Below are 15,628 nucleotides of genomic sequence, written 5' to 3' on the forward strand. Positions count from 1 at the left end.
AACAATGAAAAATCCGAGGTTCTATAAGGTGCTATCTGCATGGTTAGCTTTTGCATTGGCGTCGATTTGGTTATTAATGCTTGTGGCAGTACACGGGCTGCTCATGTTAGAATCCATTTTCTATTACATTGTGGTCATCTGCACATTAGGCATCATTTTACTGATATACCCATCGATGAGGGAGGGACACGATCAGGCAATGGCGGACTTTGTCCACTACGGTTATGGCTTGCTAGGCTCGGGTGTGGCACTCGCCATCATGATCTTTGCTTTGATTCGCATTTTAAAAGGGAAATGCGGTTCATGGACGCAAGGTCTGCTTGTTTTTGGAGCAGCTCTCCAGCTGATTGTGTTCGAATGGTTCAGTTTACTGACGGCGGTTTTTTACGTGCTCGCCGCGTTTCTTCCGGAACAGAAAACCGCTGCACTTGAGAAGCAGGCTGATGAATCAGTACAATAATGGATAAGGAGGGACGCCGTATGCATTTATCCATTGTTACCGGAGCGTCAAAAGGGCTTGGCGCCGCGATTGCCGAAGGGCTTTTGCAAAAAGGCCATATTGTTCACGCTGTCTCAAGGACCAAGTCTGAAGTCAGTCATGAGAGGCTGATCCGGCATGAGGCTGATCTGACACAGCTCGTCGAAACAGAAAAGTGGTTTCGGCAATTGACAGAATCTGTCCAAGCCCGCGATTTTACTTCGATCACCTTGATCAACAATGCGGGTATGGTGACGCCGATCAAGCGCGCCGGTGAAGCTGAACTGGAAGAGCTGAGGCTGCATTATGACTTGAATTTGTTAGCTCCGGTGATTCTCAGCCAGCTGTTTACCAAATGGCTCAAGCCATACAAAGGCAAAAAATCGATTGTCAATATATCATCAGGTGCGGCCAAAAACCCTTATAAAGGATGGAGCGCCTACTGCAGTTCAAAAGCGGGGCTCGATATGTTCACGAAAACATTCGGCTTTGAACAGGAAGATCAATCTGATCCGGTGAAAATGATTTCTTTCTCACCGGGGATCATGGATACCGGCATGCAAGAGGTAATACGTTCATCATCGAAAAAAGACTTTCATGAAATTGAACGATTCAAAACCTATCAAACAGAAGGAAAGCTGAGAAGCACGCCTTACGTCGCCGGCGTTCTGCTCGATCTGCTTGAGACCGACTTTGAAAACGGCAGAGTGTATGACATTAAAGAGTTTTTGTGAAAAATAAAAAAACAAGCACATCAAATCGATTGTGCTTGTTTTTATTTTATTATGGCGCAGGCTCATATAGCGGAATTTTAAATATGATGTGTCAGATCAATTGAGATTTACATGAAAATATGTTAGGATTCTAAAAATATATAAAGGAGGGGTTTACATGAGAAACGTAACATTAGTGGATGTATTCACCCATCCAATCGCACAAAAATATTTAACACGCTCCGGTGTAGCTCATGCCGTAGCCTGCGCTTACCACGCATACCGCCTGGCGGTGCGAGCGGGAGTAGACCCTGATATCGCGACAAAAGCGGCTTTGCTGCACGATATCGGTCATTATGAATGGTATACCGACGGGGAATGGGATTATGAAAAATACAAGCAAAACGACATTCACGCGATAAAGGGTGCCGAGCGCGCTCACAAGCTTCTGATCCGCCTCGGCGAAGATCGGAAAGCGGCAAAAGAGATTGCTTTGGCGATTTTGCTTCATACGGATTCCTATTTGCCAGAAGGGGACCTCGATAAAAACAAGCTGCAGGAAATCGTCAAAAAAGCGGATGAGCTGGATGAAGAGCCGGGCGGAAACCACCATTACCGCAAAATCGATCATAAGCTGGCGCTTGAAAAGATCAGAAAACTTGACCGCATGGTCGATGAATCTTTATCTCCCATGAAAAGAACGGTTTAATCGGACAAAGGGCTGTTTTCAAACTTCTCCCCTTTGTCATTTACATAAATAGAGCGGATGATCGTCCTGTTAAACGGCGAGTTGTCTGCCGTTTTTCCTGAAAGGTCGATCGTCACCGAATACAAGCCCGCTTTTTTGAATGACAGGCTGTTTTGCAGCGCATTGATGGAAGCTGGTTTCAGCGACTTTTTCTCGGCCTGTTTTCCGTTTTCATAGCGGATAGAACGAACGGACGCCTTAACATTCGCAAGATTTGCCGATTCTCTGGTGACTGCGTTTTTAATTTGCTGGTTCAGAGGAGAATCGAACGTCACAATGAACAAAAACGCCTCTTTTTGTTTGACAGATGATGCGATCTTCCATGTACCTGCTGCCGGATTTTTAATGGCAGCGGAATGGACGAATCCCCCTTCAAAAACATCCGCCGTCTTTGCTTTTGAAAAATCTTTGAGCGGCTTGCCGTGCGGATCTGTCAATTTGATATTTCCCGAGGAATGATTGCTCAGCCAGTGAACGGTTATTTCCTTGACGCCTTTTTCAACGGCGAATTCCTCTTCTCTCAATCCATGATTTTCCCCTCCTCTGATGAAAGGGTACGATAGGTTTTCCTTGATGGCCGCTGTTTCATTTGCATATGCCTGAACCGTCAATAAAGGCAAAAATACAGGAAATGTGAGGTTTCCTTTAATAATCGAGAAGTGATCCCACTTCCCTGTATTCAGGTTTGTGGCGTAAGGGAGTCTCGCATTTTTTTCGGTGACGGCTCCGTCATTTTCGCCAAACATGTTTAAATAGACGCCTCCAAAAAATAAAACGCTGCCGAACCCGCCGATTTTATTGCCTGCCAAGGTGAAATATTTGGTTTTCGATCGATTGGGATGATTGTCGGTCTGATCGCGGAACGATTTCATAAACCCTGTTTGGAGAGAGTAAACGGCGTCATTTTTCTGGCCTAAAATATCGGCGAGCCATCCTGCCCAGCTGCTGTAGGCAAGGTCTGCCAGCTGCGAACCGTGATGGGGGGTTCCGAGCGTAATCAAGCGCTCGACATAATGGTATGCGTTGTGATGAATCAGCGCCGACTGACTGTCAATTCCGCCTTTGCTGTAGGAAACGAGAATGACCTTGCGGCCGAAATGCTGGTAGATTTCGCGCAGTTTCGCGGCCAGCATCGCTCCGTTATCCTGCATGTCTTTATCGGGGTGGAGATCGATAAAAGCCGCATCATATCCGTTTTTCCACGCCTGCTCCGCCATGTCATTTTCGTCAAACCAAGCGCTTGAAGAGCCGTTTAATCCATGGACAAATACAATCGGCGGTTTTGCGGGATCAGGATGTTCAACAGGGTCTCCCGCGAACCAGTGGCCCGGATCGCCGCCCCCTCCCTTAAATCCTCCCGCTTTCGATACATGCGGATACACGAGCAGCAAAACAAGCATGAGCAGTACCAGTTTTTTCATCGTTGTTCACCTCATGGTTTTGTTGTAAGCGTTTTCATCTTATTTTCTGAAGGTGAACTTTATACCGATATACTGAAAAAAATTTAGAAAATATTCATAAAAGATAGGAATATACACTGAAAGGCCGGATATCCGGCCTTCAATGTTCATGCTTTTCCATGTTTTAAATGTTTGCGGAAGAACGATTTGACGATGTCAAGGGTATGAGCCTGGGTAAAACCGTTATGTCCGGCCCCGTTTATTTTATACATAAGGGCATCATGGCCCTCTTTTATTAAGGCTTCAAACAATTGGACGCTTTGTTCATAAGGGACGACATCGTCCTGATCCCCGTGCATGATCAGAATGGGGGGCGCGTCCCTGTGAACATAGCTTATCGGACTCGCTTGTTTCGCCTGTTCTCTGTTTTCTTGAACAGGTCCGCCGATCAGCTTGGATTCCGGTGAATTGGGTGAATCATGGTCGAAGATGGACGGATACTTGCTCATGGACAGAAGATCAACCGGGCCGAACCAGTCCGCAACCGCATCGACTTTGCTCGATACATGACGGTATTCGTCCTGGCCTTCAAATTCTTCAATTCCTTCGGTCAATCCAAGCAAAAGAGCCAAATGGCCGCCTGAAGAATCCCCCCAGACTCCCACTCTATCAGGATCGATGTTATAGCGGTCGGCATTTGCTTTTAAAAAGCGGACAGCTGTTTTCACATCATGAAGCTGAGCCGGAAACAGCGCCTCTCCGCTGCCTCTGTATTGAACGCTTGCCACGACATAGCCTTGCTCGACAAATGGAACCAGCTGGGGGATAAAGGCGGATGTATCCTGTTTTGTCCAACCCCATCCGCACCCTTGCAGATAAATAATCAGCGGGTATGTTTCTTGATTGCCTTCCCGGTTAAATAACGCATCCATTGGATTGCGGCGCACCAGCAAATGTAATGTCAAAGAAGTGTCTTTCACTTTTGTGTACTCAATATTCGGTATGAGCTGAATGTAAGAGTTGGTGTTTTGCTCCCAGTTGATTTCTTTTATATGATTCGTCATGTTAAGTCCTCCCTTAATGTGTTGGAAATCCGAATTCGCCTGTGTTGATCACATGGTACCCACCGTTGTAATTAAAAATATTACAACGAGGCGAAAAAATATAATGCAAGACGCCCATTGTAAGCGTGGGTGTTACAACAAGGTGGAAAAAATCATGCCTCATTGAGAAGCATTCTTTTTTTGGATAATCAGATCAGTCAATTCTTTTATAGAAATTTCTTTGAGTATAGTCTCCATGGCTGTTTGCGCTTTTAATAAAATAAGCTCAAGAACCTGGTGGATATTCGCGCCAACCCAGCAATCAGGATTGGGATTTTCGTGAGTGTGAAACAGTTCGCCTTCACCGACAACTTCGACGGCTTTATAGACATCATACAAAGAAATGGCGCCGGCATCCCGTAATAAGTGCGCGCCGCCTGTGCCGCGCTTTACTTCAATCAAGCCCGCTTTTTTCAGCAATCTGCTGATTTGGCGGATGATGACCGGATTGGTATTGACGCTGTCTGCGATTTGCTCTGATGTCAAATGGTCGCTTCGGACTTGCATCAAGGATAACATATGTACGGCTATCGTAAATCTGCTGCTGATCTTCATCAAATCACCCTTCCGTTGTAATTATTGTATTTACAACGGATGAAGCTGTCAATCTTTTTTGCTCAAAAAGGTGTTGAAATGAAACCCTGTCAAAGCTTTTTCGTATGAATGGAAGGAAAACAGTTGACAGACGTTAGTGGGAATAGTAGTTTTTAGATTAATGAAAAAAGCCGGGAGGAAACAAAGCTTGTTTAAATCAAAAACCCATTTTTGGACGCTGCAAATTTTATTGGTTCTTCTTATTATTTATGTGTCGACAAAAGTGTCTTTTCTTTTCGAACCGATCATTGTATTTGCATCGACTTTATTTACTCCGATTTTAATTGCGGGAATCTTGTATTTTATATTCAATCCGATCGTGCGGTTTCTTGAGAAAAAGCTGCCGAGAACGCTGTCCATTCTGCTGATCTATTTGGCGTTTGTGGCATTGATCGTGTTTGTGCTGTCAGCTGTCGGTCCTGTGTTTACAAAGCAGGTGACCGATCTGTTTAACAGCATCCCGTCCTATGTGAAACAGATCCAGATTTTCATTAAGCAAATGTCGAATTCGCAGTGGTTCACTTGGATGATGAATCAGGACTTCGTATCGGTTGCCAAAATCGAAAGCTCAATCGGCGAATATCTGACGAGCCTGCCTGAGAATATTACAGGGAGCCTGTCTTCTGTATTCGGTGTTGTGACCAACATTGCGATCACGGCTGTTACCGTGCCGTTCATCCTGTTTTATATGCTGAAGGACGGCAACCGTTTCCCGAATTTGGCTGTCAAGATTCTGCCTGACAAGTACAAAAATGAAGGACGGAAAATTTTTAAGGATTTGTATGAGACGCTGGCGGCTTACATTCAAGGACAGTTGATCGTTTGTATGTTTGTCGGAACGGCGTGCTTCATCGGTTTTTGGATCGCCGGTGTGAAATACGCGCTGATTCTCGGCGTGATTATTGCCGTGACGAATATTATTCCATATGTCGGACCGTTTCTTGGAGCGACACCGGCTGTCATTATCGCTTTTCTCGACTCGCCGACGAAAGCATTCATCGCGCTGATCATCGTCGTTGCCGTTCAGCAGACTGACGGAAATCTGCTGTCGCCGCTGATTATCGGCCGCCGCCTGAATACGCATCCGCTGACGATCATCCTTTTATTAATCGGCGCCGGAAGCTTCGGAGGCATTCTCGGCATGATCCTGGCCGTTCCGGCTTATGCCCTGCTCAAGGCTTTTACATTGAATATCGTCCGCCTTGTCCGTTTAAGGCAGAGGTATAAAAAAGAAACGGCGGAAAATGCTGAAGTCTGAACGTTTTGCCCATTTTCACATATGATGCTAATAAATTGAATGGCGGAGGTGTGAAGATGCCGGCGATCGTCGGACCGATTTTTATCAGGCAAGTCGTTGATGACAGCGCAGCCTTCTTTGGAGATGTGTTTGCCATTTCCCCGAAGTGCACGGATGTTTCCGGAGGAGGAGCGGGTACATTTTTAACAGGGGACTACGGTTTGATTCAAAACAATAGCAATAAAACATCCTTCACAGATGCGGATGTGATCGACGGTTTCAAGTCATTGAACCTGTGACAGCCTCTTTTAAAGAGGCTGTTTCTTTTTTATAGTATAATGGGAAAAAAGATAGATAAGGCAGGTGACAAAGATGAAAATCAGGAAGGCAAACATCTTGAACAAAGATCAGATGATCACAGACGTTTACCTCCATGAAAATAAAAAGGAATTTCATACGCTTGTGGCTGTGCCGCAACTGGAGTGGAGTAAGCTGATTTCTTATGAGGAAGAAAAAGCAGAGCTCGCCGAAAAGCTTGACCGGTCATTGTCGAAAGTGGCTGAAGCGGATGCGGCCGAGGAGCTGTCCAAAAAGATTGTACAATGGGTGACCGAAATGTAGCCCGGGCTCATGCCCGCTGTTTTCATGGGCATACTGATAAAAAAACGCAGCTTAAAACAAGCTGCCAGCAAGATAAACTGGAGGGTCTAAGACGTGAGCGACCAATCAATGGATCAATATTTACAGCAGGGAATGTATGGACCACGCGAAACGAAGCCGGATGAACGCAGACTGTTTTTAGGCTCGCTGAGGGAACGGGTTATCATCGCATTGACGAAAGGACAAGTGCTGCGTCCGCAGGCATACCGCGAAGTCATCGATGCGCTTGGCTCAAAAGCAGATGGGACATTATTGCTGAACGGTGAAATCGACTACTCTCATTTATCTCCTTACATCAAGGAGTCCAATAAACAAGGTGTTCCTTTTTCCATCGTGTCCGACCAGCAATCGGATACTCCCCTTGGACTTGTCCTCGCAGCGCGTGAGGCTGTAGAGAAAGAATCGATTTATGTTCAGGACGACATCTTTGAGCAGTCGGTTTTAAACAAGAGATGAGGCACGGGTTTTCGCACGCGTCTTCCACAGGGCGTGCGAAAACCCGCGGTTTTTGTTTTTTTCTGAAAAAGAAAAAACCCGCTGCTGGCGCGGCTTTGCAGCCATATCCGCTTGATTCGCCATTCACTTGTCCGTTTAGATAAGTTATAATGTTACCTATCATACAAAAGGCGGGGAGGGCGGCAATGAAAAAAGCTCTTATATGTATAGATTATACAAATGACTTTGTCGCAGCTGACGGAAAGCTGACGTGCGGAGAACCAGGCCGGGAAATCGAAGACGCCGTGACGCGTCTCGCGGAAACGTTTATTCAAAACGGCGATTACGTCGTATTTGCAGTCGATTCACACGAGGCCGGCGATTCGCATCATCCGGAAACCCGTTTGTTTCCTCCACATAATATAAAAGGTACATCAGGACAGGATTTATACGGAAAGCTTGAAGCGCTTTATCGAAAACACGAACATGATCAGAATGTCTATTACATGGAAAAAACAAGGTACTCTGCTTTTGCCGGGACAAACCTCGAGCTGAAGCTTCGTGAAAGGGATATTAAAGAACTGCACCTCGTTGGCGTATGCACAGATATATGCGTGCTCCATACCGCAGTAGACGCTTATAATAAAGGGTTTAATCTTGTCATTCATCAAAACGCAGTGGCTAGCTTTAACCCGGACGGGCACGACTGGGCTCTTTCTCATTTTGCAAACACCCTGGGAGCCTCAGTGTCAGATTGAGGAAGGAGAAATGAAGGTTGGAACACCGTTTTACAGACGACAGTCTAGCACTACACACAGACCTATATCAAATTAATATGGCGGAAACGTATTGGCGCGACGGCATTGATCAAAAGAAAGCCGTTTTTGAACTGTTTTTCAGAAAGCTCCCTTTTGACAGCGGTTTTGCCGTTTTTGCCGGTCTTGAAAAAGCGATTGAGTTTTTGCGGGATTTCAGATTTACTGAAAGCGATTTAGTTTATTTAAAAGAAGAGCTGGGCTTCAAAGATGACTTTCTCAGCTTTTTAAAAGATATGAGATTCACCGGTTCGCTTTATTCCATGCAGGAAGGCGAAATCGTGTTTGGAAACGAACCGATCATGAGGATCGAAGCGCCTTTGGCCGAAGCGCAGCTGATTGAAACGGCTCTGCTCAACATTGTGAATTACCAAACATTGATCGCGACAAAAGCCGCGAGAATCAAAAGTGTGATCGGAGATGAGACGGCGCTCGAATTTGGAACAAGGCGCGCGCATGAAATGGACGCGGCGATGTGGGGAGCAAGGGCCGCGATTATCGGCGGGTTCGATGCGACAAGCAATGTCCGCGCCGGCAAGCGTTTTGACATTCCGGTATCGGGCACGCACGCCCATGCGCTTGTTCAAGCCTACCGCGACGAATACACGGCATTTAAAAAATATGCGGAAACCCATAAAAAATGTGTCTTTTTGGTCGATACATATGATACGGTGCGTTCCGGCATTCCAAATGCAATCAAAGTGGCGAAGGAATTCGGTGATCAAATTGAATTTTCGGGAATCCGCCTGGACAGCGGAGACCTCGCCTATTTGTCCAAGAAAGCGAGAGCCATGCTGGATGAAGCCGGTTTTACAGATACAAAAGTCGTCGCCTCAAGCGATCTTGATGAGTATACGATTATGAACCTGAAAGCCCAGGGCGCAAAAATCGACGTCTGGGGCGTCGGCACAAAGCTGATTACCGCTTATGATCAGCCGGCTCTCGGCGCGGTTTACAAACTCGTTTCCATCGAAGAAGACGGAAAGATGGCAGACACGATTAAAATTTCTTCGAATCCGGAAAAAGTGACGACTCCAGGCTTGAAAAAGGTGTACAGAATCATCAATCAGCTGAACCACCATTCAGAAGGCGATTATATCGCTTTGGACTATGAAAAGGTCAATGAACAGGAGCGGCTGAAGATGTTTCACCCCGTTCATACGTTTATCAGCAAGTTTGTGACGAATTTTGATGCGAAAGACCTTCACCAGCCGATCTTTGAAAAAGGCGAGCTTGTTTATGAGAATCCGAGCATTCAGGAAATTAAGCGGTATGTTCAAGAAAATCTCAGTTTGCTTTGGGAAGAGTATAAGCGGATCAGCAAGCCCGAAGAATATCCTGTCGATTTAAGCGAAGCTTGCTGGAACAACAAGATGCAGCAAATTCACGAAGCAAAAATCAAGGCGAAAAAAGGTCTGGATCAAGGTTGACTCTGTAAACGATAGTTTTTAATATAACTGGGGATTGAAACAGATAATTTCTTCGGGGATTATCTGTTTTTCAATATTAAGTTCAATATTTGGGCGGATTTTTTAAGCGGACGGGATTTGCTCATTTAATTGATATACTTAAAAGCGAAGGCACCTCAGTCGCTAGGGGGAAGAAGAATGAGGGTATTCGTTGCCAGACAGCCAATATTCAACAGAAAAGAACAAGTTGTCGCATACGAGCTTTTATACAGAGAAAGCGAGAAAAACTTTTTTTCCGGTATTGACGGTGATCAAGCGACAACAGAATTGATGATTAACAGCTTTTTAAACATTGGAATCGATAAATTGACAGAAGGCAAAAGGTATTACGTGAATTTTACCGAAGGTCTTTTGGCATCAGGGCTGCCGACTTATTTTGATCCGGACCAGCTCGTTGTAGAAATCCTTGAAGATGTGCCGATCACCCCTGAGCTTATCGAAAGGTGCAGGCATTTGAAAAGCCTCGGCTACACGATTGCCCTTGATGATTTTTGTTTAAAGCATCGCGTGGAGAGGGACTTGCTCCATCAGCTTTTGGCATCCATTGATATTTTGAAGATCGATTTTTTCAAAACGACGCGGCAGGAAAGACAGAGCATCCTTCGATCATGCCGGAACCACCGTCTGACGTTCCTCGCTGAAAAAGTGGAGACGCGAAAGGATTATGAGCAGGCTGTAAAAGACGGATTTCAACTGTTTCAAGGCTATTTCTTCAGCGAGCCCGCTGTGATTGACGGTCAGGACATTACATATCATTTCCATGCTTACTATGAGCTGCTGCATGAATTAAGCGAAGATCAGCCTGATATTGAAAACGTCACAAATATTATAGAACGCGATTTGTCGCTTTCCTACCAGCTGCTGAAGCTGTTGAACTCTCCGGCCAACCGGCCGATTCAAAAGATTAAAAGCATCCGCCAGGCTATCGTGCTTCTCGGATTTAAAGAAATCAAAAGGTGGATCTTCATCCTCTCATTTAAGGATTTAACGAAAAAACAAAACTCCAGCAAGAACGAAGTCGTCAAGATTTCGCTGATCCGCGCGAAGCTTTGCGAATTGCTGGCGAAAAAAACGAATCGCCCTCAGCCGGCTTCTTATATGCTGACAGGCATGTTTTCATTTATCGATACACTGCTTCACAAAGAACTGGCGGAAGTCATCAGCGAACTGCCGCTGACGGACGAAGTAGGACAAGCACTGCTCGGCAAAGAAAACGATTATCGAAAAATCTTACGGCTTGCAAAATCGATCGAGCGAAACGAATGGGAAGACAGCACGCCAGAAACAGAAGGCTTAACAAAAGATGAAGCGTATCAATGCTATCTTGAAGCCGTTGATTGGTGTCAAAAACTTTTATAAAAAAATTCCGGCTCCTTTTTAGGGACCGGAATTTTTTTTGCGCTAAGACCAACGCAGGAGGAGGAATATTCTGCTGCGGGGGCTGATAAGCATGATGCGGATGCCGTCGGGATCGAAAGAGGCATCAAGCTGGCTGCGGACGCCAGTTTGTCTGAGCAGGGCAAGGACGGTATTTTTTTGGTTGCTTTGGGCAGCCGTCATGATTTGGTGAGCCAAAGCACGCGATGCTGAAAGCCTGCTTAAAATTCTTTGTCCGTCAGCCATCAAGCCCTCCGCTTCTTTTGCCGAACGCGAAAAGGCGCTGGCTTCAACTTCCGGATAGACCTGCCGGCAGCGGATATGTTGGTATGGATGCATCCAAAAGCAATGAGAAGGAAGCAATATGAACACCTCGTTTCAATTTTTACGGGTCAAATTGCGGTTTTTGCGGTGTAAGGCGAAGGGTCGGTTTTTTTTAAGGGCCGAAATGCGTGTCGGTCTATTGCGTGTTTTTCGGTGGTGCATACCCGATCTGCGTTCCTTGAACAATCAAGTTTTTCTATTCCCCGCTAGTTATTACTTTAGACTCAATGTCGCAAAACGAACAAAAAATAACTGAACTTGCGGTGCTAAAGGGGTTTATTAGTGATCTTTATTTGATCCCTTTAAAAACAAACTAAAATTTTATGTTTCATTAGGAATTGAGAACTAATCGCAAGTCGTGTAGAATGGGTGTTATGGTCTATTTAAAGTTTGCGGTGTAACGCATGAATTTATATGCAACTTTTCGGTGAAAAAGAGACCAATTCCCTTTAAACTTGTATTAACAGATCAAATACCTATGACTCGTTCACTATACACAAATTGATTGATCTTCCAAAAGGAGTGTGGAATCGGTGGAAAAGCAACAAATTGAAGAATTAAAACAACTGCTTTGGCGGCTAGAGAATGAAATCAGAGAAACAAAGGACTCCTTGCGCAAGATTAACAAAAGCATTGATCAATACGATAAGTACACATATCTAAAAACCTCGTAAAAAGACTTGTTTCAGACAAGTCTTTTTTTTTTGCAAACAAATCCAAAAAAAGGATATATTATTATATAATTGTTAAATAAAAAAATTGCTCTGTCAATCGGGAATTTGATTTAGTAAAATATTAAGAAAGGAGGGAGCACCATCTCTAAGCTTTTTTGTCTAGATCACAGTAAAATCAAGCAAAGAATGAATCATTTTATAGACGTTGAGATTCCCAACGCGGACTTAAATCGGACGCTGCACGCTTTTCTAGATGCAAAGGACCAGTTGCATTTCAGCGAGCTTGCTTTTTATCATTACCAAAGTTTCGGCGGCACGGACACTGATGCGGCGGAAACGCTTGGAGCGGGCATAGAACTTTTGATTCTTGCGTTTGATATATTCGATGATTTAGAGGATGAAGACAGCCCCGATGAACCTTGGATGAAAATAAACCGTTCAGTCGCAATGAATGCGGCGACTGCGCTTTATACAATAAGCATTAAAGTGATCAGTTCGGTGTCGAAAGAACCGGTGTTTTTTGAAAAACTGATGGAATATATACTTCAATCGATGCAGGGACAGCATGACGATCTCAGTAACCGGCCTGCCACTGAAGATGAATGCCTTGACATGATCAAGCGTAAGTCCGGGGCGCTGACGGCTCTGCCATGCGTGCTTGGGGCGATGCTTGCCACGGGCAAATTTGACCCGGCGGTGGAGAAGTACGCATATCAGCTGGGCATTGCTTCACAAATCGAAAATGATTATAAAGCACTTTTTTATGATTCAAAAAGCGATATCGCCAAGAAAAAGCGGACGCTTGCGTACTTATATTTGTCAAGAAAATTTAACCAGCCGTCGATTGATTTATTAAAAACATTTGAAACTGAGGATAAAATTGCCGATAAAGAAATAAAATGCTATAAAGAGAAATTGAAAGCAGCAGGCGTCACTCAGTATATGTATGTTATGAATCAGCTCGCTATTCAGAAATTTAAGAAGGGGATTGAGGAGTTGGAGTTGGGGGATATGGAAAAAGAACGTTTGATGTCTGCGCTTTTAAACGAGTCTTTACGAGGAGAGTATTATGCAGGAGATCGTGAGTTTTTTGGTTGAACACCCGGAAGTGTTGGAACAGGTTATTGCTGGCAAAGCCAGTCTTATAGGTGTTGATAAAGACCAAGTTTTCAGTTTAATTGAAGGTTTTAAAAGAATTGAAGCAGGTTGGGGTCCTTACCCTAATTTATGGTTCAAATAATGAATAGTAGGGATTTCTAAATGAAGTCATATTATAACAAGGTTTCACTAGTTCTCATATTGTTAAGTTTTATTTATGTTCTCTATGTTTGCTATCTTAGTTTTAATAATAATCTAGTTGGGTTAAAGGTGAAAAATCTTGATGAATACAGTCTTGAAGTTGTGGAAGTGAAAAAACACACTTTAGCCGCTGATTATGCAGAATTAAAAGAAGGAGATATCATTCATAGAATAAATGGGCAGCAGGTTCCATTTAAAAAAGATAAGGAATATACATTGTCAAACGTTTTAACGTTAACAATTGAAAGAAATGGGAAAGTATTTGAGAATGATTCTCTGATATATTTGGATTTAGTCAGTTATGACAGTTTTTTTATATTTATCATTCCGTTGATCTTTTACTTTTTATGTTTAATTTGTGTGTATTTTATTTTTAAAGTAAACAAATCTAAAAATCTTTTCTCAGCATTTTTATTAGTCCTATTTCTGCTTATTACTTCTATAGCTTATGTTAGTGCAGGCGCAGTTGCAAGAGGTGACACTTTCAGTAGATTTGTAAATATACTTACTTTTTTAGCTGTTCCAACTAGCTACTTACATTTTATTTATCGATACTTTAAAGAGATAGGGAAAACATTTTTCAGTAATAAAGTTTTTTTACTTTATTTAATACCATTTATAAACCTCATACTTGAAGCTGGTTTATACTTATTTGAATTTGAGGGAAGTATTCTAAAAAGTATTAACTTATTGTCGTTCTTTATTTCGACGGTTATTGTTTTTATTCTGATTACATATGCCTTAATTAAATTCAAGTATTCTCAACAGTCCTACTTATTGAAAATATTAATGTTGATGAACTTCATTGCATTGGTACCTTTTTTGTTTTTCTATGTACTTCCTATGCTGGTCTTTGGCGATTATATTTTCTCGGCCATTGTTGTGTCCCCGTTTCTGTTGCTGATTCCTTTATCTTTGGTATATCAATTTATGTCTAATAAAATATATGATATTGAATTTTTAATTGGTCGATTGAAATATTATAGTTTTTTAGCGATAATTCCAACTTCTTTAATTATTACTATTTTAGCCATTGTTAAGCATCAAGAAGGAGAATTTTTCACAGTACAGGTTACAATCTTTACATATCTTATCATGGTAGGCGTTTTCTATTTAAAAGAAATTATTGATTTTCGCTTTCGGCTAAAGCGCTTTTCAGAAAAATTTAACTACCAGGATAGTATTTTTAAATTTACTCAAACCATTCGAACATTTACGTCTTTAAATCAAGTTTTAATGGAGTTAAAACAAATCGTTTTGGACGTGCTTCTTGTTAATAATATTTATATGCTCAAAGTAAAAAACGATGGATCGGTATCGATGCTAGAGAATGATGCAGAAGAAAAACCGTGGATCCCGTACGAACAAGAAGTAACCAAGGTCATCACCGACATCGGCAAAATCGTCGAAGTCGACCGCGGATTTTTGATTAAGATCGGTGAACGGGGCGGGACTTCTTATGTCATGCTGTGTTTGTCGGTTTTAAATACGCCTAGGCTGACGCGCGATGAGATTTCGTGGCTTGAGACGCTGGCGTTTTATACGAGTGTTTCCCTGGAAAACGTCTTGAAAATCGGCGAGCTGATGGAGCATCTGGAACATGTGAAAAAAGAAGGGCCGAATCCGGCGTGGCTGAATAAATTGATGTTTGCGATTGAAGAGAAGCAGAGATCTGATTTGGCCCGTGATCTTCATGATTCTGTGCTGCAGGACATGATTTCCTTGAAGCATCAAAGCGAGATGTTTCTGGCTGATTTTGAAAAAGATAAAGTCTGTACGAATCAAATCAGGCAAAGGCTCATCAATATGAATGAGCAAATGTCCACCGTCATCCAGACGACAAGGGAAACGTGTCAGGAGCTGAGGCCGCAGCTGTTGTACGATCTCGGACTGGTCAAAGCCCTTTCGAAACTGGCGGCACAGCATCAGGAGTCCTCATCGATCGATAAGATCCGCCTCAATACGGAAAGGTTCTCAAAGGTGCTCGACCTGGACACGCAGCTGAATTTGTACAGAATTGTGCAGGAGCTTTTAAGCAATGCGGTTAAACACTCGAAAGCTAATGAGGTTTTGATTATGCTTGTCTGCATAAAAGAAAAAGTTGTTCTTCATTATGAAGATGACGGCATCGGTTTTGATCCGGACAAGCTTTATCAAAACAGCGCAAGCATGGGGCTGTCGGGTATTCGCGAGCGAGTCCGCGCGCTGAACGGCAGTCTGGATATACAGACAGCAGAAGGGAAAGGCTTCAGGGTCGCCATTGAAATGGAATTGTAATGTTTAGTTAACATTTTTGCTTGGC

18 protein-coding genes are annotated in these 15,628 nt (G+C 43.4%); 14 read left to right on the forward strand and 4 right to left on the reverse strand.

The window, feature by feature from the left end:
• The first annotated feature begins 4 nt into the window (after positions 1–4).
• The 3 genes from ACH97_RS01675 to ACH97_RS01685 all read left to right on the forward strand — a co-directional run bounded on the left by ACH97_RS01675 (position 5) and on the right by ACH97_RS01685 (position 1,900).
• On the forward strand, positions 5–460 hold the full coding sequence (locus ACH97_RS01675; protein WP_020452805.1) for a hypothetical protein: 456 nt from the start codon (positions 5–7) through the stop codon (positions 458–460).
• Positions 461–480: 20 nt separating this feature from the next.
• Positions 481–1,212 (forward strand): (S)-benzoin forming benzil reductase, encoded by a 732-nt coding sequence (locus tag ACH97_RS01680; RefSeq protein WP_020452804.1) that lies wholly within the window; start codon positions 481–483, stop codon positions 1,210–1,212.
• Between the two features lie 157 nt (positions 1,213–1,369).
• The gene (locus ACH97_RS01685; RefSeq protein WP_020452803.1) at positions 1,370–1,900 is read left to right on the forward strand and encodes an HD domain-containing protein; all 531 of its coding nucleotides are present in this window, start codon (positions 1,370–1,372) and stop codon (positions 1,898–1,900) included.
• On the opposite strand, the gene ACH97_RS01690 is transcribed toward ACH97_RS01685, so the two are convergent.
• The 3 genes from ACH97_RS01690 to ACH97_RS01700 all read right to left on the reverse strand — a co-directional run bounded on the left by ACH97_RS01690 (position 1,897) and on the right by ACH97_RS01700 (position 4,997).
• Positions 1,897–3,360: an esterase/lipase family protein gene (locus ACH97_RS01690; protein WP_048350240.1), complete on the reverse strand. Its 1,464-nt coding sequence runs from the start codon at positions 3,358–3,360 to the stop codon at positions 1,897–1,899. The genes ACH97_RS01685 and ACH97_RS01690 overlap by 4 nt on opposite strands.
• 146 nt (positions 3,361–3,506) lie before the next feature.
• Complete coding sequence (locus tag ACH97_RS01695) at positions 3,507–4,403, reverse strand: alpha/beta hydrolase (RefSeq protein WP_020452801.1); 897 nt, start codon at positions 4,401–4,403, stop codon at positions 3,507–3,509.
• A gap of 159 nt (positions 4,404–4,562) precedes the next feature.
• Positions 4,563–4,997 (reverse strand): Rrf2 family transcriptional regulator, encoded by a 435-nt coding sequence (locus tag ACH97_RS01700; RefSeq protein WP_020452800.1) that lies wholly within the window; start codon positions 4,995–4,997, stop codon positions 4,563–4,565.
• Between the two features lie 187 nt (positions 4,998–5,184).
• Between ACH97_RS01700 and ACH97_RS01705 the strand changes: the two genes are divergently transcribed.
• The 7 genes from ACH97_RS01705 to ACH97_RS01735 all read left to right on the forward strand — a co-directional run bounded on the left by ACH97_RS01705 (position 5,185) and on the right by ACH97_RS01735 (position 11,011).
• A complete protein-coding gene (locus ACH97_RS01705) occupies positions 5,185–6,294 on the forward strand; it encodes an AI-2E family transporter (protein WP_020452799.1) in 1,110 nt (369 codons plus the stop codon).
• 56 nt (positions 6,295–6,350) lie between these two features.
• Positions 6,351–6,572, forward strand: a complete 222-nt coding sequence (locus ACH97_RS01710) for a spore germination protein (RefSeq protein WP_020452798.1) — start codon at positions 6,351–6,353, stop codon at positions 6,570–6,572.
• A gap of 73 nt (positions 6,573–6,645) precedes the next feature.
• Positions 6,646–6,894, forward strand: a complete 249-nt coding sequence (locus ACH97_RS01715) for a YueH family protein (RefSeq protein WP_020452797.1) — start codon at positions 6,646–6,648, stop codon at positions 6,892–6,894.
• Positions 6,895–6,987: 93 nt separating this feature from the next.
• Positions 6,988–7,389 carry a YueI family protein gene (locus ACH97_RS01720; protein ID WP_039072963.1) on the forward strand — a complete coding sequence of 134 codons (402 nt, stop codon included), beginning with the start codon at positions 6,988–6,990 and terminating at the stop codon, positions 7,387–7,389.
• A 185-nt stretch (positions 7,390–7,574) separates the two neighbouring features.
• The gene (locus ACH97_RS01725) at positions 7,575–8,126 is read left to right on the forward strand and encodes a cysteine hydrolase family protein (RefSeq protein ID WP_020452795.1); all 552 of its coding nucleotides are present in this window, start codon (positions 7,575–7,577) and stop codon (positions 8,124–8,126) included.
• Positions 8,127–8,143: 17 nt separating this feature from the next.
• Positions 8,144–9,613, forward strand: coding sequence for a nicotinate phosphoribosyltransferase (locus ACH97_RS01730; RefSeq protein ID WP_020452794.1), 1,470 nt, complete (start codon positions 8,144–8,146; stop codon positions 9,611–9,613).
• Positions 9,614–9,790: 177 nt separating this feature from the next.
• Positions 9,791–11,011, forward strand: a complete 1,221-nt coding sequence (locus tag ACH97_RS01735) for an EAL and HDOD domain-containing protein (protein WP_020452793.1) — start codon at positions 9,791–9,793, stop codon at positions 11,009–11,011.
• Between the two features lie 42 nt (positions 11,012–11,053).
• Here ACH97_RS01735 and ACH97_RS01740 read toward each other — a convergent pair whose 3' ends face one another.
• Positions 11,054–11,401, reverse strand: coding sequence for a YuzC family spore coat inner layer protein (locus ACH97_RS01740; protein WP_223254849.1), 348 nt, complete (start codon positions 11,399–11,401; stop codon positions 11,054–11,056).
• Between the two features lie 485 nt (positions 11,402–11,886).
• Between ACH97_RS01740 and degQ the strand changes: the two genes are divergently transcribed.
• The 4 genes from degQ (at position 11,887) to ACH97_RS01760 (ending at position 15,603) form a co-directional block, all read left to right on the forward strand.
• Positions 11,887–12,027: a degradation enzyme regulation protein DegQ gene (gene degQ, locus ACH97_RS01745; protein WP_003184860.1), complete on the forward strand. Its 141-nt coding sequence runs from the start codon at positions 11,887–11,889 to the stop codon at positions 12,025–12,027.
• Between the two features lie 186 nt (positions 12,028–12,213).
• A complete protein-coding gene (locus ACH97_RS01750) occupies positions 12,214–13,125 on the forward strand; it encodes a polyprenyl synthetase family protein (RefSeq protein ID WP_020452791.1) in 912 nt (303 codons plus the stop codon).
• Positions 13,097–13,267, forward strand: coding sequence for a competence pheromone ComX (gene comX, locus ACH97_RS01755; protein ID WP_020452790.1), 171 nt, complete (start codon positions 13,097–13,099; stop codon positions 13,265–13,267). The genes ACH97_RS01750 and comX overlap by 29 nt, the downstream gene beginning before the upstream one ends.
• Positions 13,268–13,287: 20 nt before the next feature.
• Positions 13,288–15,603: a sensor histidine kinase gene (locus tag ACH97_RS01760; protein ID WP_020452789.1), complete on the forward strand. Its 2,316-nt coding sequence runs from the start codon at positions 13,288–13,290 to the stop codon at positions 15,601–15,603.
• Positions 15,604–15,628 lie beyond the last annotated feature (25 nt).

It is taken from the genome of Bacillus paralicheniformis (genome assembly GCF_001042485.2).
GTDB lineage: Bacteria > Bacillota > Bacilli > Bacillales > Bacillaceae > Bacillus > Bacillus paralicheniformis.

Excerpts from the sequence above, each read along its gene's own strand:
- ACH97_RS01675 (WP_020452805.1), top strand. The coding sequence starts at position 5 with ATGAAAAATCCGAGGTTCTATAAGGTGCTATCTGCATGGTTAGCTTTT.
- ACH97_RS01680 (WP_020452804.1), top strand. The coding sequence starts at position 481 with ATGCATTTATCCATTGTTACCGGAGCGTCAAAAGGGCTTGGCGCCGCG.
- ACH97_RS01685 (WP_020452803.1), top strand. The coding sequence starts at position 1,370 with ATGAGAAACGTAACATTAGTGGATGTATTCACCCATCCAATCGCACAA.
- ACH97_RS01690 (WP_048350240.1), bottom strand. The coding sequence starts at position 3,360 with ATGAAAAAACTGGTACTGCTCATGCTTGTTTTGCTGCTCGTGTATCCG.
- ACH97_RS01695 (WP_020452801.1), bottom strand. The coding sequence starts at position 4,403 with ATGACGAATCATATAAAAGAAATCAACTGGGAGCAAAACACCAACTCT.
- ACH97_RS01700 (WP_020452800.1), bottom strand. The coding sequence starts at position 4,997 with ATGAAGATCAGCAGCAGATTTACGATAGCCGTACATATGTTATCCTTG.
- ACH97_RS01710 (WP_020452798.1), top strand. The coding sequence starts at position 6,351 with ATGCCGGCGATCGTCGGACCGATTTTTATCAGGCAAGTCGTTGATGAC.
- ACH97_RS01715 (WP_020452797.1), top strand. The coding sequence starts at position 6,646 with ATGAAAATCAGGAAGGCAAACATCTTGAACAAAGATCAGATGATCACA.
- ACH97_RS01725 (WP_020452795.1), top strand. The coding sequence starts at position 7,575 with ATGAAAAAAGCTCTTATATGTATAGATTATACAAATGACTTTGTCGCA.
- ACH97_RS01735 (WP_020452793.1), top strand. The coding sequence starts at position 9,791 with ATGAGGGTATTCGTTGCCAGACAGCCAATATTCAACAGAAAAGAACAA.
- ACH97_RS01750 (WP_020452791.1), top strand. The coding sequence starts at position 12,214 with ATGAATCATTTTATAGACGTTGAGATTCCCAACGCGGACTTAAATCGG.
- comX (WP_020452790.1), top strand. The coding sequence starts at position 13,097 with ATGCAGGAGATCGTGAGTTTTTTGGTTGAACACCCGGAAGTGTTGGAA.
- ACH97_RS01760 (WP_020452789.1), top strand. The coding sequence starts at position 13,288 with ATGAAGTCATATTATAACAAGGTTTCACTAGTTCTCATATTGTTAAGT.